15 protein-coding genes are annotated in these 14807 nt (G+C 34.2%); 12 read left to right on the top strand and 3 right to left on the bottom strand.

What is annotated here, in order from left to right; all coding sequences use genetic code 11:
* Nucleotides 1-89: 89 nt before the first annotated feature.
* Nucleotides 90-620, bottom strand: a complete 531-nt coding sequence (locus EKM01_RS13885; protein ID WP_126768680.1) for a GNAT family N-acetyltransferase — start codon at nt 618-620, stop codon at nt 90-92.
* A gap of 419 nt (nt 621-1039) precedes the next feature.
* Here EKM01_RS13885 and EKM01_RS13880 point away from each other — a divergent pair, with 419 nt between their 5' ends.
* Together EKM01_RS13880 and EKM01_RS13875 are read left to right on the top strand one after the other, a co-directional pair.
* Nucleotides 1040-1576 carry a lipocalin family protein gene (locus tag EKM01_RS13880; RefSeq protein ID WP_126463420.1) on the top strand — a complete coding sequence of 179 codons (537 nt, stop codon included), beginning with the start codon at nt 1040-1042 and terminating at the stop codon, nt 1574-1576.
* Nucleotides 1577-1719: 143 nt separating this feature from the next.
* The gene (locus EKM01_RS13875; RefSeq protein WP_126555446.1) at nt 1720-2898 is read left to right on the top strand and encodes an MFS transporter; all 1179 of its coding nucleotides are present in this window, start codon (nt 1720-1722) and stop codon (nt 2896-2898) included.
* 87 nt (nt 2899-2985) lie between these two features.
* Here the strand turns inward: EKM01_RS13875 and EKM01_RS13870 are convergent, their stop codons facing one another.
* The gene (locus EKM01_RS13870; RefSeq protein WP_126768679.1) at nt 2986-5505 is read right to left on the bottom strand and encodes a M14 family metallopeptidase; all 2520 of its coding nucleotides are present in this window, start codon (nt 5503-5505) and stop codon (nt 2986-2988) included.
* Nucleotides 5506-5729: 224 nt separating this feature from the next.
* Between EKM01_RS13870 and EKM01_RS13865 the strand changes: the two genes are divergently transcribed.
* Nucleotides 5730-6662 (top strand): peptidylprolyl isomerase, encoded by a 933-nt coding sequence (locus EKM01_RS13865; protein ID WP_126455419.1) that lies wholly within the window; start codon nt 5730-5732, stop codon nt 6660-6662.
* Nucleotides 6663-6806: 144 nt separating this feature from the next.
* On the opposite strand, the gene EKM01_RS13860 is transcribed toward EKM01_RS13865, so the two are convergent.
* Nucleotides 6807-7691 (bottom strand): transporter, encoded by an 885-nt coding sequence (locus EKM01_RS13860; RefSeq protein WP_197037254.1) that lies wholly within the window; start codon nt 7689-7691, stop codon nt 6807-6809.
* Between the two features lie 123 nt (nt 7692-7814).
* Here EKM01_RS13860 and EKM01_RS13855 point away from each other — a divergent pair, with 123 nt between their 5' ends.
* The 9 genes from EKM01_RS13855 to EKM01_RS13825 all read left to right on the top strand — a co-directional run bounded on the left by EKM01_RS13855 (nt 7815) and on the right by EKM01_RS13825 (nt 14805).
* Nucleotides 7815-8099 (top strand): DUF4834 family protein, encoded by a 285-nt coding sequence (locus EKM01_RS13855; protein ID WP_126455421.1) that lies wholly within the window; start codon nt 7815-7817, stop codon nt 8097-8099.
* Nucleotides 8100-8147: 48 nt separating this feature from the next.
* Entirely contained in the window at nt 8148-10568 is a 2421-nt protein-coding gene (locus tag EKM01_RS13850) for a YfhO family protein (RefSeq protein ID WP_126555452.1), read from the top strand.
* Nucleotides 10569-10633: 65 nt separating this feature from the next.
* Complete coding sequence (locus EKM01_RS14605) at nt 10634-10798, top strand: hypothetical protein (RefSeq protein ID WP_158616105.1); 165 nt, start codon at nt 10634-10636, stop codon at nt 10796-10798.
* Between the two features lie 6 nt (nt 10799-10804).
* Entirely contained in the window at nt 10805-11008 is a 204-nt protein-coding gene (locus EKM01_RS14885; RefSeq protein ID WP_233579320.1) for a hypothetical protein, read from the top strand.
* Between the two features lie 12 nt (nt 11009-11020).
* Nucleotides 11021-11278, top strand: a complete 258-nt coding sequence (locus EKM01_RS14880; RefSeq protein ID WP_233588568.1) for a hypothetical protein — start codon at nt 11021-11023, stop codon at nt 11276-11278.
* A 4-nt stretch (nt 11279-11282) separates the two neighbouring features.
* Nucleotides 11283-11510 carry a hypothetical protein gene (locus tag EKM01_RS13840; protein WP_126768678.1) on the top strand — a complete coding sequence of 76 codons (228 nt, stop codon included), beginning with the start codon at nt 11283-11285 and terminating at the stop codon, nt 11508-11510.
* A gap of 2 nt (nt 11511-11512) precedes the next feature.
* Nucleotides 11513-12802: a glycosyltransferase family 4 protein gene (locus EKM01_RS13835; RefSeq protein ID WP_126768677.1), complete on the top strand. Its 1290-nt coding sequence runs from the start codon at nt 11513-11515 to the stop codon at nt 12800-12802.
* A gap of 41 nt (nt 12803-12843) precedes the next feature.
* Entirely contained in the window at nt 12844-14304 is a 1461-nt protein-coding gene (locus tag EKM01_RS13830; RefSeq protein ID WP_126768676.1) for a lipopolysaccharide biosynthesis protein, read from the top strand.
* A 201-nt stretch (nt 14305-14505) separates the two neighbouring features.
* The gene (locus EKM01_RS13825) at nt 14506-14805 is read left to right on the top strand and encodes a hypothetical protein (protein WP_126555461.1); all 300 of its coding nucleotides are present in this window, start codon (nt 14506-14508) and stop codon (nt 14803-14805) included.
* Nucleotides 14806-14807: the final 2 nt, after the last annotated feature.

Genomic DNA, 14807 nt, shown 5'->3' with positions numbered 1-14807 from the left:
AACTCACCGCAAATTCGCAAATTATAGAAACCGTTGCTAACTGTTTTTATCTGCGAATTTGCGGTTTTTAAATTTTAATACTAAGTTTTTTATAATTCCAATTGGTTCTGTCTAGCCAAGACTTTCTCGTATGCTTTTCGTGGGCTTCCTCTAAAATAAACTTCGCCACAATAGGTATAACCTGAATTTTCAAAAATTTTTATCATGGCAATGTTGTCAAAATTGGTGTCTGCTTTTATGCTGTAAATGAGGTTGCTTACCGCAAAATCCTCAATGTGTCTGAGAATCATTTTAGCCAAGCCTTTGCCTAAATACTTTTCAGCAATAGCTACGCGGTGCAGTACAACAAAATCATCATTGGTTAACCAGTTTCCTTCAATTTTCTCATAAGCAGGTTCGTCATTGATTAATACCGCACTATAACCAATAATGGTTTTTCCTTCAACCAAAACAAATCCTTCCCCTTTTTCTATATCTTTTTGTACAACCTCTGGATTTGGATAACCGTCTTGCCATTGATTGCTGCCGTCTTTTTTTCTTCGAATGATAGCTTGTTGTAATATCTCCCATATTGGAGATATCTCAGAGGATTCTGCTTTTCTAAAGTGATACTTGATCATCGTAATTTAAGTTTTTTAGGGTATTCGCTAAAGTATTTCTGCCGCTTACAAAGGGTACTAAATTAGGTTTTATTTTTCGTTTTTTTTTAGCTTTGGTCTATAAAAGAGTGTTTTTTTATACTCAAAAGAAGCTGTAGAGTACAAATGAATCAACTTCTGGAACGTTTATGGAATGACAGAACAGAACTGTTGAATAAAAAAAAGACTACAGCAATTCCTGAAATTAAACTAGAGTCAAATTTAACAATGATAGCGGTGGTGGGCATCTAACACTATTTGTCAATAGATAAAATACGTTTTTTATGTTTCATAAGTGTGTAAATTATTCGAGCGCAATACCCAAAACAAATCCTAAAGTATTCTAAATTGTATTGATTTACAGTTTTTTATTTCTGAATTTTGATATCTAAAGATAGATCATGAAAAAGAAAATTCTGGCCTTAGGAAGTCTAACATTGCTCTCAGTAACTTTATTCGTAATGAATCTGTGCCACTCTACACCTAAAAAGGTAAAGGCAATACAAAATTTTGATAAAGACAAATTTCTAGGCAACTGGTACGAAATTGCACGGCTGGATTTTGTTTTTGAAAAAAATTTAAACAATACCACAGCTAAATATTCACTCAATAAGGATGGAAGTCTTAAAGTGATAAATCGGGGTTTTAATTTTATAAAGAACAAATACGTTGCAGCTACAGGCAAGGTTAAGTTTGCGGGCGATTCAAACACCGGAAAATTAAAAGTTTCTTTTTTTGGTCCATTTTATTCAGGGTACACCATTATAGCACTTGATTCGGATTATAAATATGCTTTGATGGCTGGGAGAAGTCTTAAGAATTTATGGTTTCTTTCACGAGATAAAACAATGCCTCAAAATATAAAACAAGAGTATCTAAAAACAGCACAAGACCTTGGCTACAATACTTCCCAGCTCATTTGGGTCCAACACAATTAATTGATACAATTGAAAACGTACTTGCTTATTTTCAATAATTGGTACTTAGTACGTTCCAATTGAAGCCGTAAATTGTGCAGGAATGTATGAAAAAAAATATTTATTAATTTTTTCAGGAAAAATTAGAATAGTATTTTTGTCACATGAATTTATCCAAATCAAGTGTTTTGTTTATGGCAGCCTGCACTGGACTTATTGTTGCCAACCTCTATTATTGCCAACCCTTAATTATTTTAATAGCATCCGAATTTAAAATCCCCGTAACGGATTCCGGTACAATAACCTACCTGACGCAAGCAGGTTATGCTATTGGACTTTTTTTTATGGTTCCGCTTGGCGATAAGATTGAACGTAAAAAACAGATTTTAATCACCACTTTTGCCTCAGTAATAGCCTTGATTATTGCTGCTACTGCCCAAAGTTTTGTGGTGCTAGAAATTGCTTCATTACTTATAGGTATTACTTCTATAGTGCCACAATTGATTTTACCTTTGGCTGCCTCTTTGAGTAAGCCGGAAGAACGGGGTAAAGTGGTAGGGACCATTATGAGTGGTTTGCTTGTGGGGATATTATTGTCTAGAACCCTTAGCGGCTTTATTGGAGATATTTGGGGCTGGCGAGCCATGTTTTGGATAGCCGCCGGAATATGTCTTTTTATTTTTTTTGTAATCTACAAGCAATTTCCATTCAATCAACCAGTATTCGGGGGAACTTATGCGCAATTAATCCAATCGCTTTTTTCTTTGATAAAAACCCAACCGTTATTGCGAGAAGCAACCGTGATGAATGTATTTTGTTTTGCTCAATTTGGAGCGTTTTGGACCACAATGGTGTTATTGCTTTCTGATGATCCTTTTCATTTTAATAGCGCAACAATAGGTCTTTTTGGCGTGGTGGGCGCTTCCGGAGCATTAGCGGCACCTTTGGTAGGTAAAATCGGAGACAAAGGCAGTTCTAGAGTTGTTGTGGGATATGGCAGTTTATTGATGTTAGTCAGTTTTGTTATTTTTTATTTTTCAGCACAAAGTATTATCGGAATAATTATAGGGATTGTCTGTATTGATATTGGTTTACAAAGTGTTCATATTTCAAATCAAACCCGTGTATATTCAATACTTCCAGAGGCACGAAACCGTATGAACACCGTGTATATGTCGTTTAGTTTTTTAGGAACCGCGGCAGGTTCAGCTTATGGTTTGATGTTATGGAAATATGGAGGCTGGCAGGCCGTTACTTTGGGTTGTATTATTTTGTCCTTATTAGCATTAACTGTGTATGCAGTTACTTATAAACGCAAAGACAAAGTGCAAAAAGTACAATGAATTGAGTGTATAAAAAAAGCGCAAAGTATTTTGACTTTGCGCTTTTTTTATAATACTCTGAAATACTTTAAAAAAAAATATAGTTTTTTACATGAGTTTGCCAAAGAAAACAGCATTCCAAAATAATTTTTCTGTTCCCAGCCAGAAGGCTCGGAAATTAGTATTGTCTGTGAAAATTAAAATAGCTCCATCTCCTTTTCGAATGGCTTGAAACGGTACGGTTTCTTTTAACAACTCCAGTTTTGGTTTCGAAATGTAACCGCTCAACAATGGATTTTTAGTATATTGGATTGGATTACCAAAACTGTTTTTATTGGGTTCAATAAAAACAGAGGAGTTTCTGAAAATAGGCATCATATTTCTTGGCATTCCATAATTAATAGGATGTGATAAATCTAATCTGGTTTCAAATATTGCCCCGCCAATCTCTTGTGCTCCCGTGAAATCACTAGTTTGTTCAAATGAAATTGCTTTAGCTTCATTTTTAGTAGTTTTCAAAGTTAATTCAATTAATTTACTATCATTCAGCCATTTAATAGCATCCTGATACGCAATTAAAGTTCCTCCACTTTGAGTCCATTGCTCTATTTTAGCTGCTGTAGCTGGTGAAAGTCCACCATAATTTCCATTGACCATGATCAAAGTCGTATAACCACTTAGAGTCACTCTTTGTAGTTGTTCCATATCTATTTTAGTCAATGGAATTTGTGCTTTTTGATCAAATAAATGCCATAATTCTCCCGCATCTGATGGATCAACACCACGTCCCACGACCATAGCTACTTTAGGCATGGTAAGATTGACTAGATTGGGATTTCCTAAATTGGCACCATCAGTAAACCCGGTTTCTACGGCGGTAATAGCAATAGCGTATTCCGGGATAATTTGGTTCAGGTACGCATACATTTCATCTGAACTCATTGTCTGATTCTGAACAGGTACTAACAAACTCCCATAGGAAAAAGTTTTTCCGTTGTGGACAAATGGTTTCTTAGTGGTTTTTATACGCAGTCCTTTGGCCTGTAATTGGTATAAAAGTTTAGGAGAATTGTAGTCTGTCCATTCGATTAGGTATCCTACATCACTTTTTTGATTGACCGTTCCGGGTTTCAATACATTTTCGTAACGTGCCCCGGCTTGTGAAAGGGAATTCAGTTCCTCAAAATTTAAATTGAAAGCCAGATCAAAATTCCATGCTGAAATGTCATAAAAGATACTGTCTTTGAACTTGGTTTGTCTATCAAAAATAGCGTGTATGAGCTTTGAGTTTTTTTGTTCCATGGGAATAATAATACTCAAATCTTTACTGAATTTCTTTTTGTTGATGGTGATGTCTTCTTTCAATTGCAGCATTTCAATTTTATGCTGGCTAAGTATTTTGGCGAGTTCTTGAACTTTAGTAGCATCTTTTTCGTCTCCAAATACATAGCCTTTTGTTTTGTTTCTTTTACTTTCGGCACTGGAATTAGTAAAAAAATCGCGTTGGTATTCCAGCAACTCTTTTCGCATTTCATACGCAGCCTGTACTGATGACAAGCTGGTTGTAAATTGATTTTTGATGGTAAATGGAAAAGTGATTATTCCGTTTACGCTTTGTTGGGCATGTCCTCTTGAACTCGCTTGTTCAAATAAAATACCGATACCTCCATTGATGTCAGGATAGGTAGATCCTTTGCCGTAATAAAAGTCATCAAAACCATCTTCGACATAATAAAAACTTCCAATTTTATCCAATGCTTTGGCATGGTAGCCTGCAATTTTTTTGGTTAGTTTTTGGTTTAATTCAGGAGTGAGTGGGTTGGTGCGACTTTGAACTCCCGGCTGAAAAAAGTAAGTCGAATTAGTTCCCATTTCGTGAAAATCACACAATACATTTGGCATCCATTTCCTGAAAGTCCTAATGCGCGCCTGACTTTCAGGAAGTTGAACGGGAAGCCAGTCTCTGTTCATGTCAAACCAGTAGTGATTAAATCTTCCGCCTGGCCATGCTTCATTAAATTCTCGGTCATTAGGATCTGTTACTAAGTTTTTACTTTTATGGCTGTTCACCCAAGTTGAAAAACGATGCAAACCATCTGGATTTAAACTTGGATCTAATAGAATAATCGTATTATCCAGCATTTTTTTTAGTTCAGGACTTTCTGAGGCTGTAAGATAATAGGCCAGAGCAATTGCGGCACCGGTTCCGCTGGATTCATTTCCATGGATTGAATAGCCTAAATAGAGTACGATAGGCAAATTAGATACATCCGAAGCATTAGTATCTGAATCCGATAAAGCGAGGTGTTTTCTATGAATTTCATCAATTTTTGCTAAATTTTCAGGACTTGAAATGGTAAGTAATTGTAGTGGACGGTTTTCATAAGTGTAACCGGTTGTTTCTATTTGCACTCTGTCAGAAGCTTTTGCAATAGCTTCCATAAAGCGAACTACTTGATTGTGATCAGTATGCATTTCTCCTAATTCAAAATTAAAAACACTTTTAGGTGTCGGAATTTTGTCATTGTACGTTTCGTTTTGCGGCAAAAAATACGCTAGCGGTACTGGTCTTTCTTGCGCATTGCAAATGAAACTAAAAAAGAATAAAAGGTAATAAATAGATTTCATAGATAAATAGGTTTTTAGTGGTGACGGTATAAAAAGAATCATTTGAATACAGGTTGTGTTAGAATTACATCAAAGATTAAATTTCAAGTGGCTTTAAATAGGATCCTTTTTAAGACAGAAAATTGGAAGAAATTTCAAGATGATTTATCAAATGTAACGTTTTAGTGAATAGGTTCAAATAAATTAATTTTGTAAATTTGCATTTCAATAAAAATTAAAAAGCAATGGAAAACGGAATATATGCTAAGTTCAACACCACAAAAGGGGCTGTTTTAGTAAAACTAACACACGATTTGACTCCTGGTACAGTTGGGAACTTTGTAGGATTAGCAGAAGGTAACTTAGAAAATAAAGTTAAACCACAAGGAGTTAAGTTTTATAATGGATTAAAATTTCACAGAGTAATTCCTGATTTTATGGTACAAGGCGGTTGTCCACAAGGAACAGGAACTGGAGATCCAGGGTACAAATTTGATGATGAGTTTCATCCAAGTCTAAAACATGATCGTCCGGGTGTTTTGGCGATGGCCAATTCAGGACCAGGAACGAATGGTTCTCAATTTTACATTACACACATTCCTACGGAATGGCTGGATAATAAGCATACTGTTTTTGGTCATGTAGTTGAAGGTCAGGATGTCGTTGATGCTATCGCTCAAGGCGATGTTTTAGAGACTTTAGAGATCGTTAGAGTAGGAGATGAAGCTAAAAATTGGAATGCAATTGAAGCTTTTATTAGCTTTAAGGGATCACGGAACAAACGGGATGCCACTTTGAAAGCTGATGCTGAAGCTGCGATGGAAAAATTAGCTGCGGGTTTTGAAAAAACAGAAAGTGGACTGCGTTACCAATTCATCCAAAGAGGAGAAGGTAAAAAAGCAGAAAGCGGAAAAACCGTTGCTGTTCACTATGAAGGTTCATTAGAGAATGGAAAAGTGTTTGATTCCTCTTATCCAAGAAAAAAACCAATCGAATTTAGATTGGGGCAAGGTCAGGTTATTGAGGGTTGGGATGAAGGAATTGCCTTGTTGCGTGTAGGTGACAAAGCACGTTTTGTGATTCCATCTCATTTAGGGTATGGATCTCGTGGTGCCGGAGGAGCAATTCCGCCAAATGCTACTTTGATTTTTGATGTAGAATTGATGGAAGTAAAATAGTTTTTAGTACTCTTTTCAGCGACTAGAAAAGACAAATACAAAGAATCCCAAAACGAAAGTTTTGGGATTCTTTTATACCGCTTATTTTACTGTACTTATTTTTATATTTTTTCGCTTATTTTTAAGGCTTTTTTATCGGAATACTTAATTGTCAATATTTATTCTTACTTCTTGGTAATTGGCATCATAGCGCCAGGAAAAACCAATACCTCCATACAGTGCAGATGGAGTATCTTTAAGACTTGTACTTATTGAGGCATCAATTTGCATGTCTTTATTTAACAAATAAGCAGCGCCACCACGAACTATTGCATCGCTGTAAAAATCACTTTTGAACCCCTGATTTTCTACAAATCCGGACCATTTGTCATTAAACCCTCTAGTCAAAGTTACCACGTAGCCATAACTCGGGAAATCAGTTGTAATATAGTCAGCAATGATATTCGTCACAAAAACCCACCTGCCATCACCTAAATGATTTTGGGTAATCAACATAATTTTTGGAGATATACCGGATTCAGTGGAAAAAGAATACGGATTGTCTGCCATTGTAAAATTAGCTCCTGCAAACACAGATACAGCAGGTATTAGTTGATGCCAGTCAAAACTGCGATTGGCTTTCCAGCTGTAGAGGTTTGTTTTTTTTTCATAATTCCGGAAAGGATCATACACTAAATATTTAGCTCCCAGAACCGTTTGCTTGAAGTCTGCACGATTGCTTTTGTTGAATAAAGAAGTGTACAGTTCGTTTTGGTATTGTATATCGGCTATCAATTCCAGCTTTTCCATGAATAATCCCCATCGCAATGTGGCATCAATCCCAAAACCGTTTGCATCATAGTTCAATAAACGATGGTTTTGTTTGATCCCGTAAACACCAGTTTCTATTTGGATAACAGACTTTCCAACAGCAAAAGCCGACATGGTTTCACCCGGTCTGTTCGAATTGATTTGATCCGTATGTTGCCCATAATGAATACTTGGAATCATTGAGAGAGCTACAATTAGTAAGATTTTGATTTTGGACATCTTATTTTTTTTAGTTAAAAAGTAACAACGCTTTTCAAATGTACTATATTTTATTATTTATTTAAGAGAGATAGTTTAATTTTGAACAGTTGATTTATTAATTTTGGAAAAAATTACACTTATATGCAAACAGCTTCATTTACGGGTTTTATAAAAGCACTTTTTTATATGATTGCTTTCTATTATATTTTTAGATTTTTGGCTAAATTATTTCTGCCATTATTAGTAAAAAAAGTAGTGCAGAAAGCAGGCGAAAACATGCAGAAGCAACAGCAGTATGCACAAGAGAATACGTGGCAAAAAACGCAATCTAAGGAGGAAGAAGTTCTTTACACAACAGCAAATACTAAAAACCCACGCGAAACCAAAAAAGTGGGCGATTATGTAGATTACGAAGAAATAGATTAAATTTGTCATTATTAGCATCATTTTTACTATAATCCAAACCATTTTACATTGAAAATAATAAATAAGTTCTATCCACACGCCATAGCCATACTTGGTTTTGTTGTGATTTCTCTGCTATATTTTTATCCTGTGTTGCAAGGAAAGCAAATTTTCCAGTCTGATATTGTGCAATATACAGGAATGGCCAAAGAGCAAAATGACTTTAGAGCCACCGATGATGTGGAGCCGTATTGGACTAATTCCGCATTTGGAGGTATGCCAACCTATCAACTAGGAGCAAAATATCCACACGATTATATTGGTGCGATAGACGATGCATTGCGATTTTTACCGCGTCCTGCGGATTATTTATTTTTATATTTTCTTGGATTTTATGGCTTGATGCTGGTATTAAAAGTGGATCCCTTGAAAGCCTTTTTTGGTGCATTAGCCTTTGGTTTATCTACCTATTTGATAATTATTCTTGGAGTTGGTCATAATGCTAAAGCACACGCTATTGCGTATATGCCACTGGTTATTGCTGGATTTATTTTGGTGTTTCAAAAAAAATATATTCTTGGAGGTTTGATTACGCTTTTTGCGACAGCATTAGAAATCAATGCGAATCACTTCCAGATGACCTATTATTTATTGATTTTCTTATTGATTCTTTCTATATATTTTGTGTACCAACAAGTAAAAGAAAAAGACTATAAATCGCTACTGTATTCATTTGGAATACTTGCGGTTGCGGGAATATTTGCTATTGGCACCAATGCGACTAATTTATTAGCTACTGCCGAATATGCAGATTTTAGTACTCGAGGGAAAAGTGAATTAACCTTTAATCCTGATGGTTCAAAAAAGGATAGTAATAGCGCCTTGACGTATGAGTACATAACGGAATACAGTTATGGAATTATGGAAAGTTTTAATCTGATAGCGCCCCGACTTTTTGGAGGCTCAAATAATGAGGCAGTAGGAAAAGACAGTAATATGTTTGAACTAATGGTGGGCAAGGGCGTACCAGAAGATCAGGCAACTGATTTTGTTTCAGGAATGCCAACCTATTGGGGAGATCAACCCATAGTTGCTGCTCCCGCATACATTGGTATAGTGGTTTTCTTTTTGGCTATTATGGCCTTGTTTATTGATACACGCAAAATAAAATATGTATTCCTTTCTGGAGCTGTAGTTGCTTTGATACTTTCATGGGGGAAGAATCTTCCTTTAGTGACTGATTTTTTTATTGACTATATTCCTATGTACAATAAATTTAGAGCAGTTTCCTCCATACAAGTTATTCTTGAATTGTGTTTTCCTGTTCTGGCTATTATGGGATTGCAGTCTTTCTTTACATTGGACAAAAAACTACAAAAGAAAGCCGTAATGGAGACCGGTGTTTTAGGGCTGGGATTAATACTGATCTTGTTTTTTAGTAAAAGTATGTTCAGTTTCTCTGGAGGTAATGATGCGTATTATCAACAAAGTTACGGACCTGACTTTGTTAATGCCTTAAAACAGGACCGAATGAGTTTGTATAGTGCTGATTTATTGCGATCTGGTTTCTTGATAGTAATTACAGCGGGTATTTTATGGTTGTTTATTAAAGATAGGTTTGCTCAGAAAACCGCTATTATACTTGTAGGCTTATTGATGGTTTTTGATTTGTTTTTTGTTGATAAAAATTATGTGTCAGGAAAAGATTTTGTCAGCGGCAGGGAAGTGGAAGTCCCATTTCAGGAAACAGCTTCCGATGTTGAAATTCTCAAGGATACAACTCATTACAGAGTTTTTGAAGTAAGTGGAAACTTGTCCAGCGCACGTGCTTCTTATTTTCATAAATCAATTGGTGGCTACAGTGCCGTGAAGCCGCGAAGAATGCAACAATTATTTGATTATCAAATTGCCAATAATAATATGGAAATCCTAAACATGCTAAATGTCAAGTATGTAATTCAGACGGATAAGGAAGGAAAAGAATTTCCAACTTCGAACCCAAATGCCAATGGGAATGCCTGGTTTGTAAGCAGTGTGAAAGTAGTTAATACCCCTGATGATGAGATGAAATCTTTAGGACAACTAGATACTAAAGATGTCGCAATATTTAACCGGCATGAGCATGGATCTAAGTTTAGAAATGTTGGATTGAAAAGGAGATGGGATACCAGTGGAACCATTCAATTAGACGTTTACAAACCCAATTATCTTAAATATACTGCTAATAATACTAAATATGCTTTGGCAGTTTTCTCTGAAATATATTATGAAAAGGGATGGAATGCCTATGTTGATGGCGTAAAAACAGTTCATTTCCCTGTTGATTATGTATTGAGAGCACTAGTTCTTCCAGGGGGGCAACACAAAATAGAATTCAAGTTTGAACCTCAAGTTATAAAAACCGGAAGCACGATTACGTTGGTAAGTTCCATAGGAATGTTGTTGCTTTTGATTGGTGGGATTTATTTTGAAAGAAAAAAAAGGCGTTAGCTGTCTGATATTTATTTGTAAATTTGATCTAATAAATTTCGAATACATTCTAAATTTTTAATGCAATGGGTAAAGTCAAATTAAATCACGAACATCCTACAGTAAAGGAGGCTAGATATGTTGAGGAAACAAGAGGATTGACTTATCAGCAACGTTTTGAAAAACTGATGGCAATAATCGAAATATCTTGCTTATTAAAGGCAGCAAAGAAATATTCAAAATCAAAATAATTTGAAATGAATATGCATAAACAAATAATAGATGTTTGGAAGTACTTGTCAGAAAACAAGGTAAACTATTTAACTATCGGTGGATTTGCAGTAAATATTTACGGCTACGGAAGAAACACAGGAGATATTGATATTTTCATTGAAGATACGATTGCTAATCGTGGAAATTTAAGAAATGCGATCAAACAAATTGGTTTAGGTGATTTTTAAAGTATTAATACAATGCAATTTATTCCGGGACGGACAGATTTCACTCTAAATATTAATTTTAGATTGGATATTATGACTTCTGTTAAAGGTTTAGAAAATCAGCCTTTTGTAGTACTTTTAGAAAAAGCAAATATCATAGATATAGATGGAATTCCAGTGTTTTTTATTGATTATGATAATTTGATTATTTCCAAAAAAGCAGCTAATAGACTTAAAGATCAACTAGATATTGAAGAGTTGGAGAAACTAAATAACAAAAATATTTATTAAAATTATGATAGAATTATTCGGTTTAAAATCGTTTCAACAAATATTGTTGTTACTTTTTGTATTAGGTTTTATTTTTGGAGTATTGTTTGGTATTTACTTATTTATACCTGACAAATTTAAATATTATTCAGTAATCCCCGCTTTACCGGCTTTTTACATTATTTCAAAAGGATTGTATCAAAACAGTACTTTGTTTTTTACGGATTTAAAATCAATTACAACAAAATCCTAAACTTGGAACCAAAAAAAATTTTAATAATTACCTATTATTGGCCACCGGCTGGAGGACCTGGGGTACAACGTTGGCTAAAGTTTGTTAAGTATTTGCCAGATTTTGGCATTCAGCCGATTGTGTATATTCCGGAGAATCCAACGTATCCTATTGTTGATGAAAACTTGGTTAAAGAAGTTTCGGATAAGACCATTATTCTGAAACAGAAAATTTTTGAACCGTATCAACTGGCTTCGTTTCTTTCGAAAAACAAAACCCAAAAAATCAGTTCCGGGATTATTCCAAATCAAAAAAAACAATCTTTTCTGGATAAAACGTTTCTTTGGATTCGCGGGAATCTTTTTATTCCAGATGCACGTGTTTTTTGGGTAAAACCATCAGTTGCTTATCTGGAGAAATATATTGTAGAAAACAATATTGATACCATAGTTACTTCCGGACCACCGCAGAGTCTGCATCTTATTGGAATGGAATTAAAACAGAAATTAGATTTAAAATGGTTTGCTGATTTCAGGGATCCATGGACCACTATTGGTTATCACAAATCCTTGCGATTGTCGAGTTTTGCTGCTAAAAAACACAAAGCACTAGAACACCAGGTTTTGAATACAGCCGATACCATTATAGTCACGAGTAAAACTACTAAAACTGAATTTGTAGCGATTACAAATAAGCCCATTGCGGTAATTACCAATGGGTATGATACGGAGCAAGTCGAAAAACAAGCGTTAGATTCTAAATTTTCTTTGGCACACATTGGTTCTTTTCTTTCCGAGAGAAATCCTCTGATTTTATGGGAGAGTTTGGTTGAATTAATTAATGAGATTCCGGAGTTCAAATCGCATGTAGAAATAAAGCTAATCGGAGCAGTCAGTCAAGAAGTTTTGGAAACTATGACGCAATTCGGGTTAAATTCCTATTTGAATAATTTGGGATATGTTTCGCATGCAGAAGCGATTGCACATCAAAGAAAATCCCAGGTTTTGTTGCTTGTCGAAATTAATTCTGAAGAGACTAAAAGCATTATCCCTGGAAAATTATTTGAATATATGGTTTCCAGCCGTCCAATTATTGCAATTGGTCCCAAAGGTTCTGATTTTGCCGAAATTATTACCACTACCAACACAGGCATATTTTTTGATTATTCGGAGAAAATGAAACTTAAAAGTGTAATTTTGGACTTTTATAATCAGTTTTTGGAAGGTAAATTGCAAGTAAATGGAGTTGGATTACAGCGTTATTCCAGAAAAAATCTTACCAAAGAATTGGTTGAACTGCTTAATAAAATATAAATTAAAAGTGAGATTGCTTTGTGTCTCGCAATGATAAAGAAATGGGAATAGTATTAAATCAATCTTTAAAGAATACGATAATTACCTATTTTGGTTTTGGTATTGGGGCAATAAATACACTTTATTTGTATCCGTTTTTTTTAGGAACAGTATTTTATGCGTTAACAAACTATATTCTTTCTTGGGCAAATATCATTATGCCTTTGCTGGCTTTTGGTATGCAAAATACGTTGGTGAAGTTTTATACCCAGTATAAAACAGAGGAAGAACGCTCTCAGTTTCTCTCGTTTACGGTACTAATTCCTTTGTTGTTGTGTATTCCTTTAGTATTGATTGGATTTTTATTTTTTGAACCTATTTCATTATACTTGAGCAAAGAAAATCCTGTAGTCAAGGATTATTTATGGCTTATTCCATTTATAGGACTTAGTATGGCTTATTTCGAGATCTTTTATGCTTGGGCCAGAGTGCACATGCATTCGGTTTTTGGAAATTTTGTGAAAGAGGTAGGGCTAAGATTATTTTCTTTATTTGCTTTGATTGGAGTCTATTATAAATGGATTACAGTGGTACAATTTATTTATGTTACTGCTATTATTTATTTTCTGGCTTTTGCTATAACGATGTTTTATGCTTTCCGAATAAAAAAACCTGTATTTCAGTTTTCCATTCCTCAAAATGTGAAAGATGTTTTAGTATATACTTTTTTCATTATTTTATCAGGTAGTGTTGCGGTTATGTTGTTGGATATTGATAAAATTATGCTGAATCAATACATTAAAATTGAGAATATAGCCTATTATTCCGTTGCTACTTATATTGCATCTGTCATAGCAGTTCCCAGTAGGGCGATGCATCAAATTACATATCCCATAACGGCTAAGTTAATGCATGAGAATAAGCAGGATGAATTAAATGATTTGTACAAAAAGACTTCAATTAATTTGCAAGTTGTAGGTGGTTTTGTAATGCTGTGTATTTTTGTCAATATCAACCAGTTGTATATAATGGTTCCAAAAGAGTATAGTGGAGGAATTCTAGTGGTATTTTTGATAGGGATTTCTAAATATTTTGATTTGATTTTAGGAAATAATAATGCTATTATTTTTAATTCAAAATACTACCGTATGGTCTTGTTTTTAGGTTTATTACTTGTTTTTCTAACAATAGGACTGAATATGTTTTTTATACCAAGATATGCTATAACAGGAACTGCTGTAGCTACTTTGTTATCAATAACGCTGTATAGTTTGGCTAAACTGCTTTTTGTAGTCAAGCGTATGCACTTGTATCCGTTTACAATACAGACATTATATTCTCTTGCGATAACTTTTGTATTGTTCTTGATGTTTTATTTCTGGGAATTTCCTTTTCATCCAATCATAAGCATAGGATTAAAATCTATTTTAGTAGCCATTTTATATATTTATATTAATTACAAGTTTGTTATTTCAATAGAGATAAACGAAGCTCTGAATTTGGTTGTAAAAAAATTCACCTAAATATTATTATTTTCGGATTGTTACGTATTAAGTCGCTTATTTTTATGTATTTATAATTATTTTTTTTATATTTAATAAAAAATAGAAATGCAAAATATCACTAAAAGTGGGTATTGTGAAGTTCTAAAATTGCCATTATTTTTGTAAACGTCATTTTGTCACTACTAGTAAAAAAATTAGAGATAAATTATCTGAAATAATATGAAAAGCAATACAAGTATAACCGAGGAGAATTTTATAAAGTTTTCCTCCATCCTGGAAAATAAAACCAACCATGGATTTATAGTGTTGGAACGAAACGACAAGTTGCCCTTCGCTATTTTATTGAAAAAAAGACAAAAAGTAGATCATCTTTTTAATTTTTGTATCTGTTGCATTACATTAGGACTGTGGTCCATCGCCTGGATTTATATTACACAGGTTTCCTCAAAAGCTAAAAAAATACTTGTAGCTATTGATGAAGATGGAAATACTTTTGAAGAGAAATGTTATATGGGATAATA

This window comes from Flavobacterium sp. RSP46 (assembly GCF_003984825.1).
In the GTDB taxonomy this organism is placed as follows: domain Bacteria; phylum Bacteroidota; class Bacteroidia; order Flavobacteriales; family Flavobacteriaceae; genus Flavobacterium.
The sequence above is the reverse complement of the archived record's forward strand: the minus strand, read 5'-3'. Positions and strand labels throughout refer to the sequence as shown.

What these genes read in the sequence shown, in the direction of transcription:
- EKM01_RS13885 (WP_126768680.1), bottom strand. Translation starts at nt 620, where the DNA reads ATGATCAAGTATCACTTTAGAAAAGCAGAATCCTCTGAGATATCTCCA.
- EKM01_RS13880 (WP_126463420.1), top strand. Translation starts at nt 1,040, where the DNA reads ATGAAAAAGAAAATTCTGGCCTTAGGAAGTCTAACATTGCTCTCAGTA.
- EKM01_RS13875 (WP_126555446.1), top strand. Translation starts at nt 1,720, where the DNA reads ATGAATTTATCCAAATCAAGTGTTTTGTTTATGGCAGCCTGCACTGGA.
- EKM01_RS13870 (WP_126768679.1), bottom strand. Translation starts at nt 5,505, where the DNA reads ATGAAATCTATTTATTACCTTTTATTCTTTTTTAGTTTCATTTGCAAT.
- EKM01_RS13865 (WP_126455419.1), top strand. Translation starts at nt 5,730, where the DNA reads ATGGAAAACGGAATATATGCTAAGTTCAACACCACAAAAGGGGCTGTT.
- EKM01_RS13860 (WP_197037254.1), bottom strand. Translation starts at nt 7,691, where the DNA reads ATGTCCAAAATCAAAATCTTACTAATTGTAGCTCTCTCAATGATTCCA.
- EKM01_RS13855 (WP_126455421.1), top strand. Translation starts at nt 7,815, where the DNA reads ATGCAAACAGCTTCATTTACGGGTTTTATAAAAGCACTTTTTTATATG.
- EKM01_RS14605 (WP_158616105.1), top strand. Translation starts at nt 10,634, where the DNA reads ATGGGTAAAGTCAAATTAAATCACGAACATCCTACAGTAAAGGAGGCT.
- EKM01_RS14885 (WP_233579320.1), top strand. Translation starts at nt 10,805, where the DNA reads ATGAATATGCATAAACAAATAATAGATGTTTGGAAGTACTTGTCAGAA.
- EKM01_RS14880 (WP_233588568.1), top strand. Translation starts at nt 11,021, where the DNA reads ATGCAATTTATTCCGGGACGGACAGATTTCACTCTAAATATTAATTTT.
- EKM01_RS13840 (WP_126768678.1), top strand. Translation starts at nt 11,283, where the DNA reads ATGATAGAATTATTCGGTTTAAAATCGTTTCAACAAATATTGTTGTTA.
- EKM01_RS13830 (WP_126768676.1), top strand. Translation starts at nt 12,844, where the DNA reads ATGGGAATAGTATTAAATCAATCTTTAAAGAATACGATAATTACCTAT.
- EKM01_RS13825 (WP_126555461.1), top strand. Translation starts at nt 14,506, where the DNA reads ATGAAAAGCAATACAAGTATAACCGAGGAGAATTTTATAAAGTTTTCC.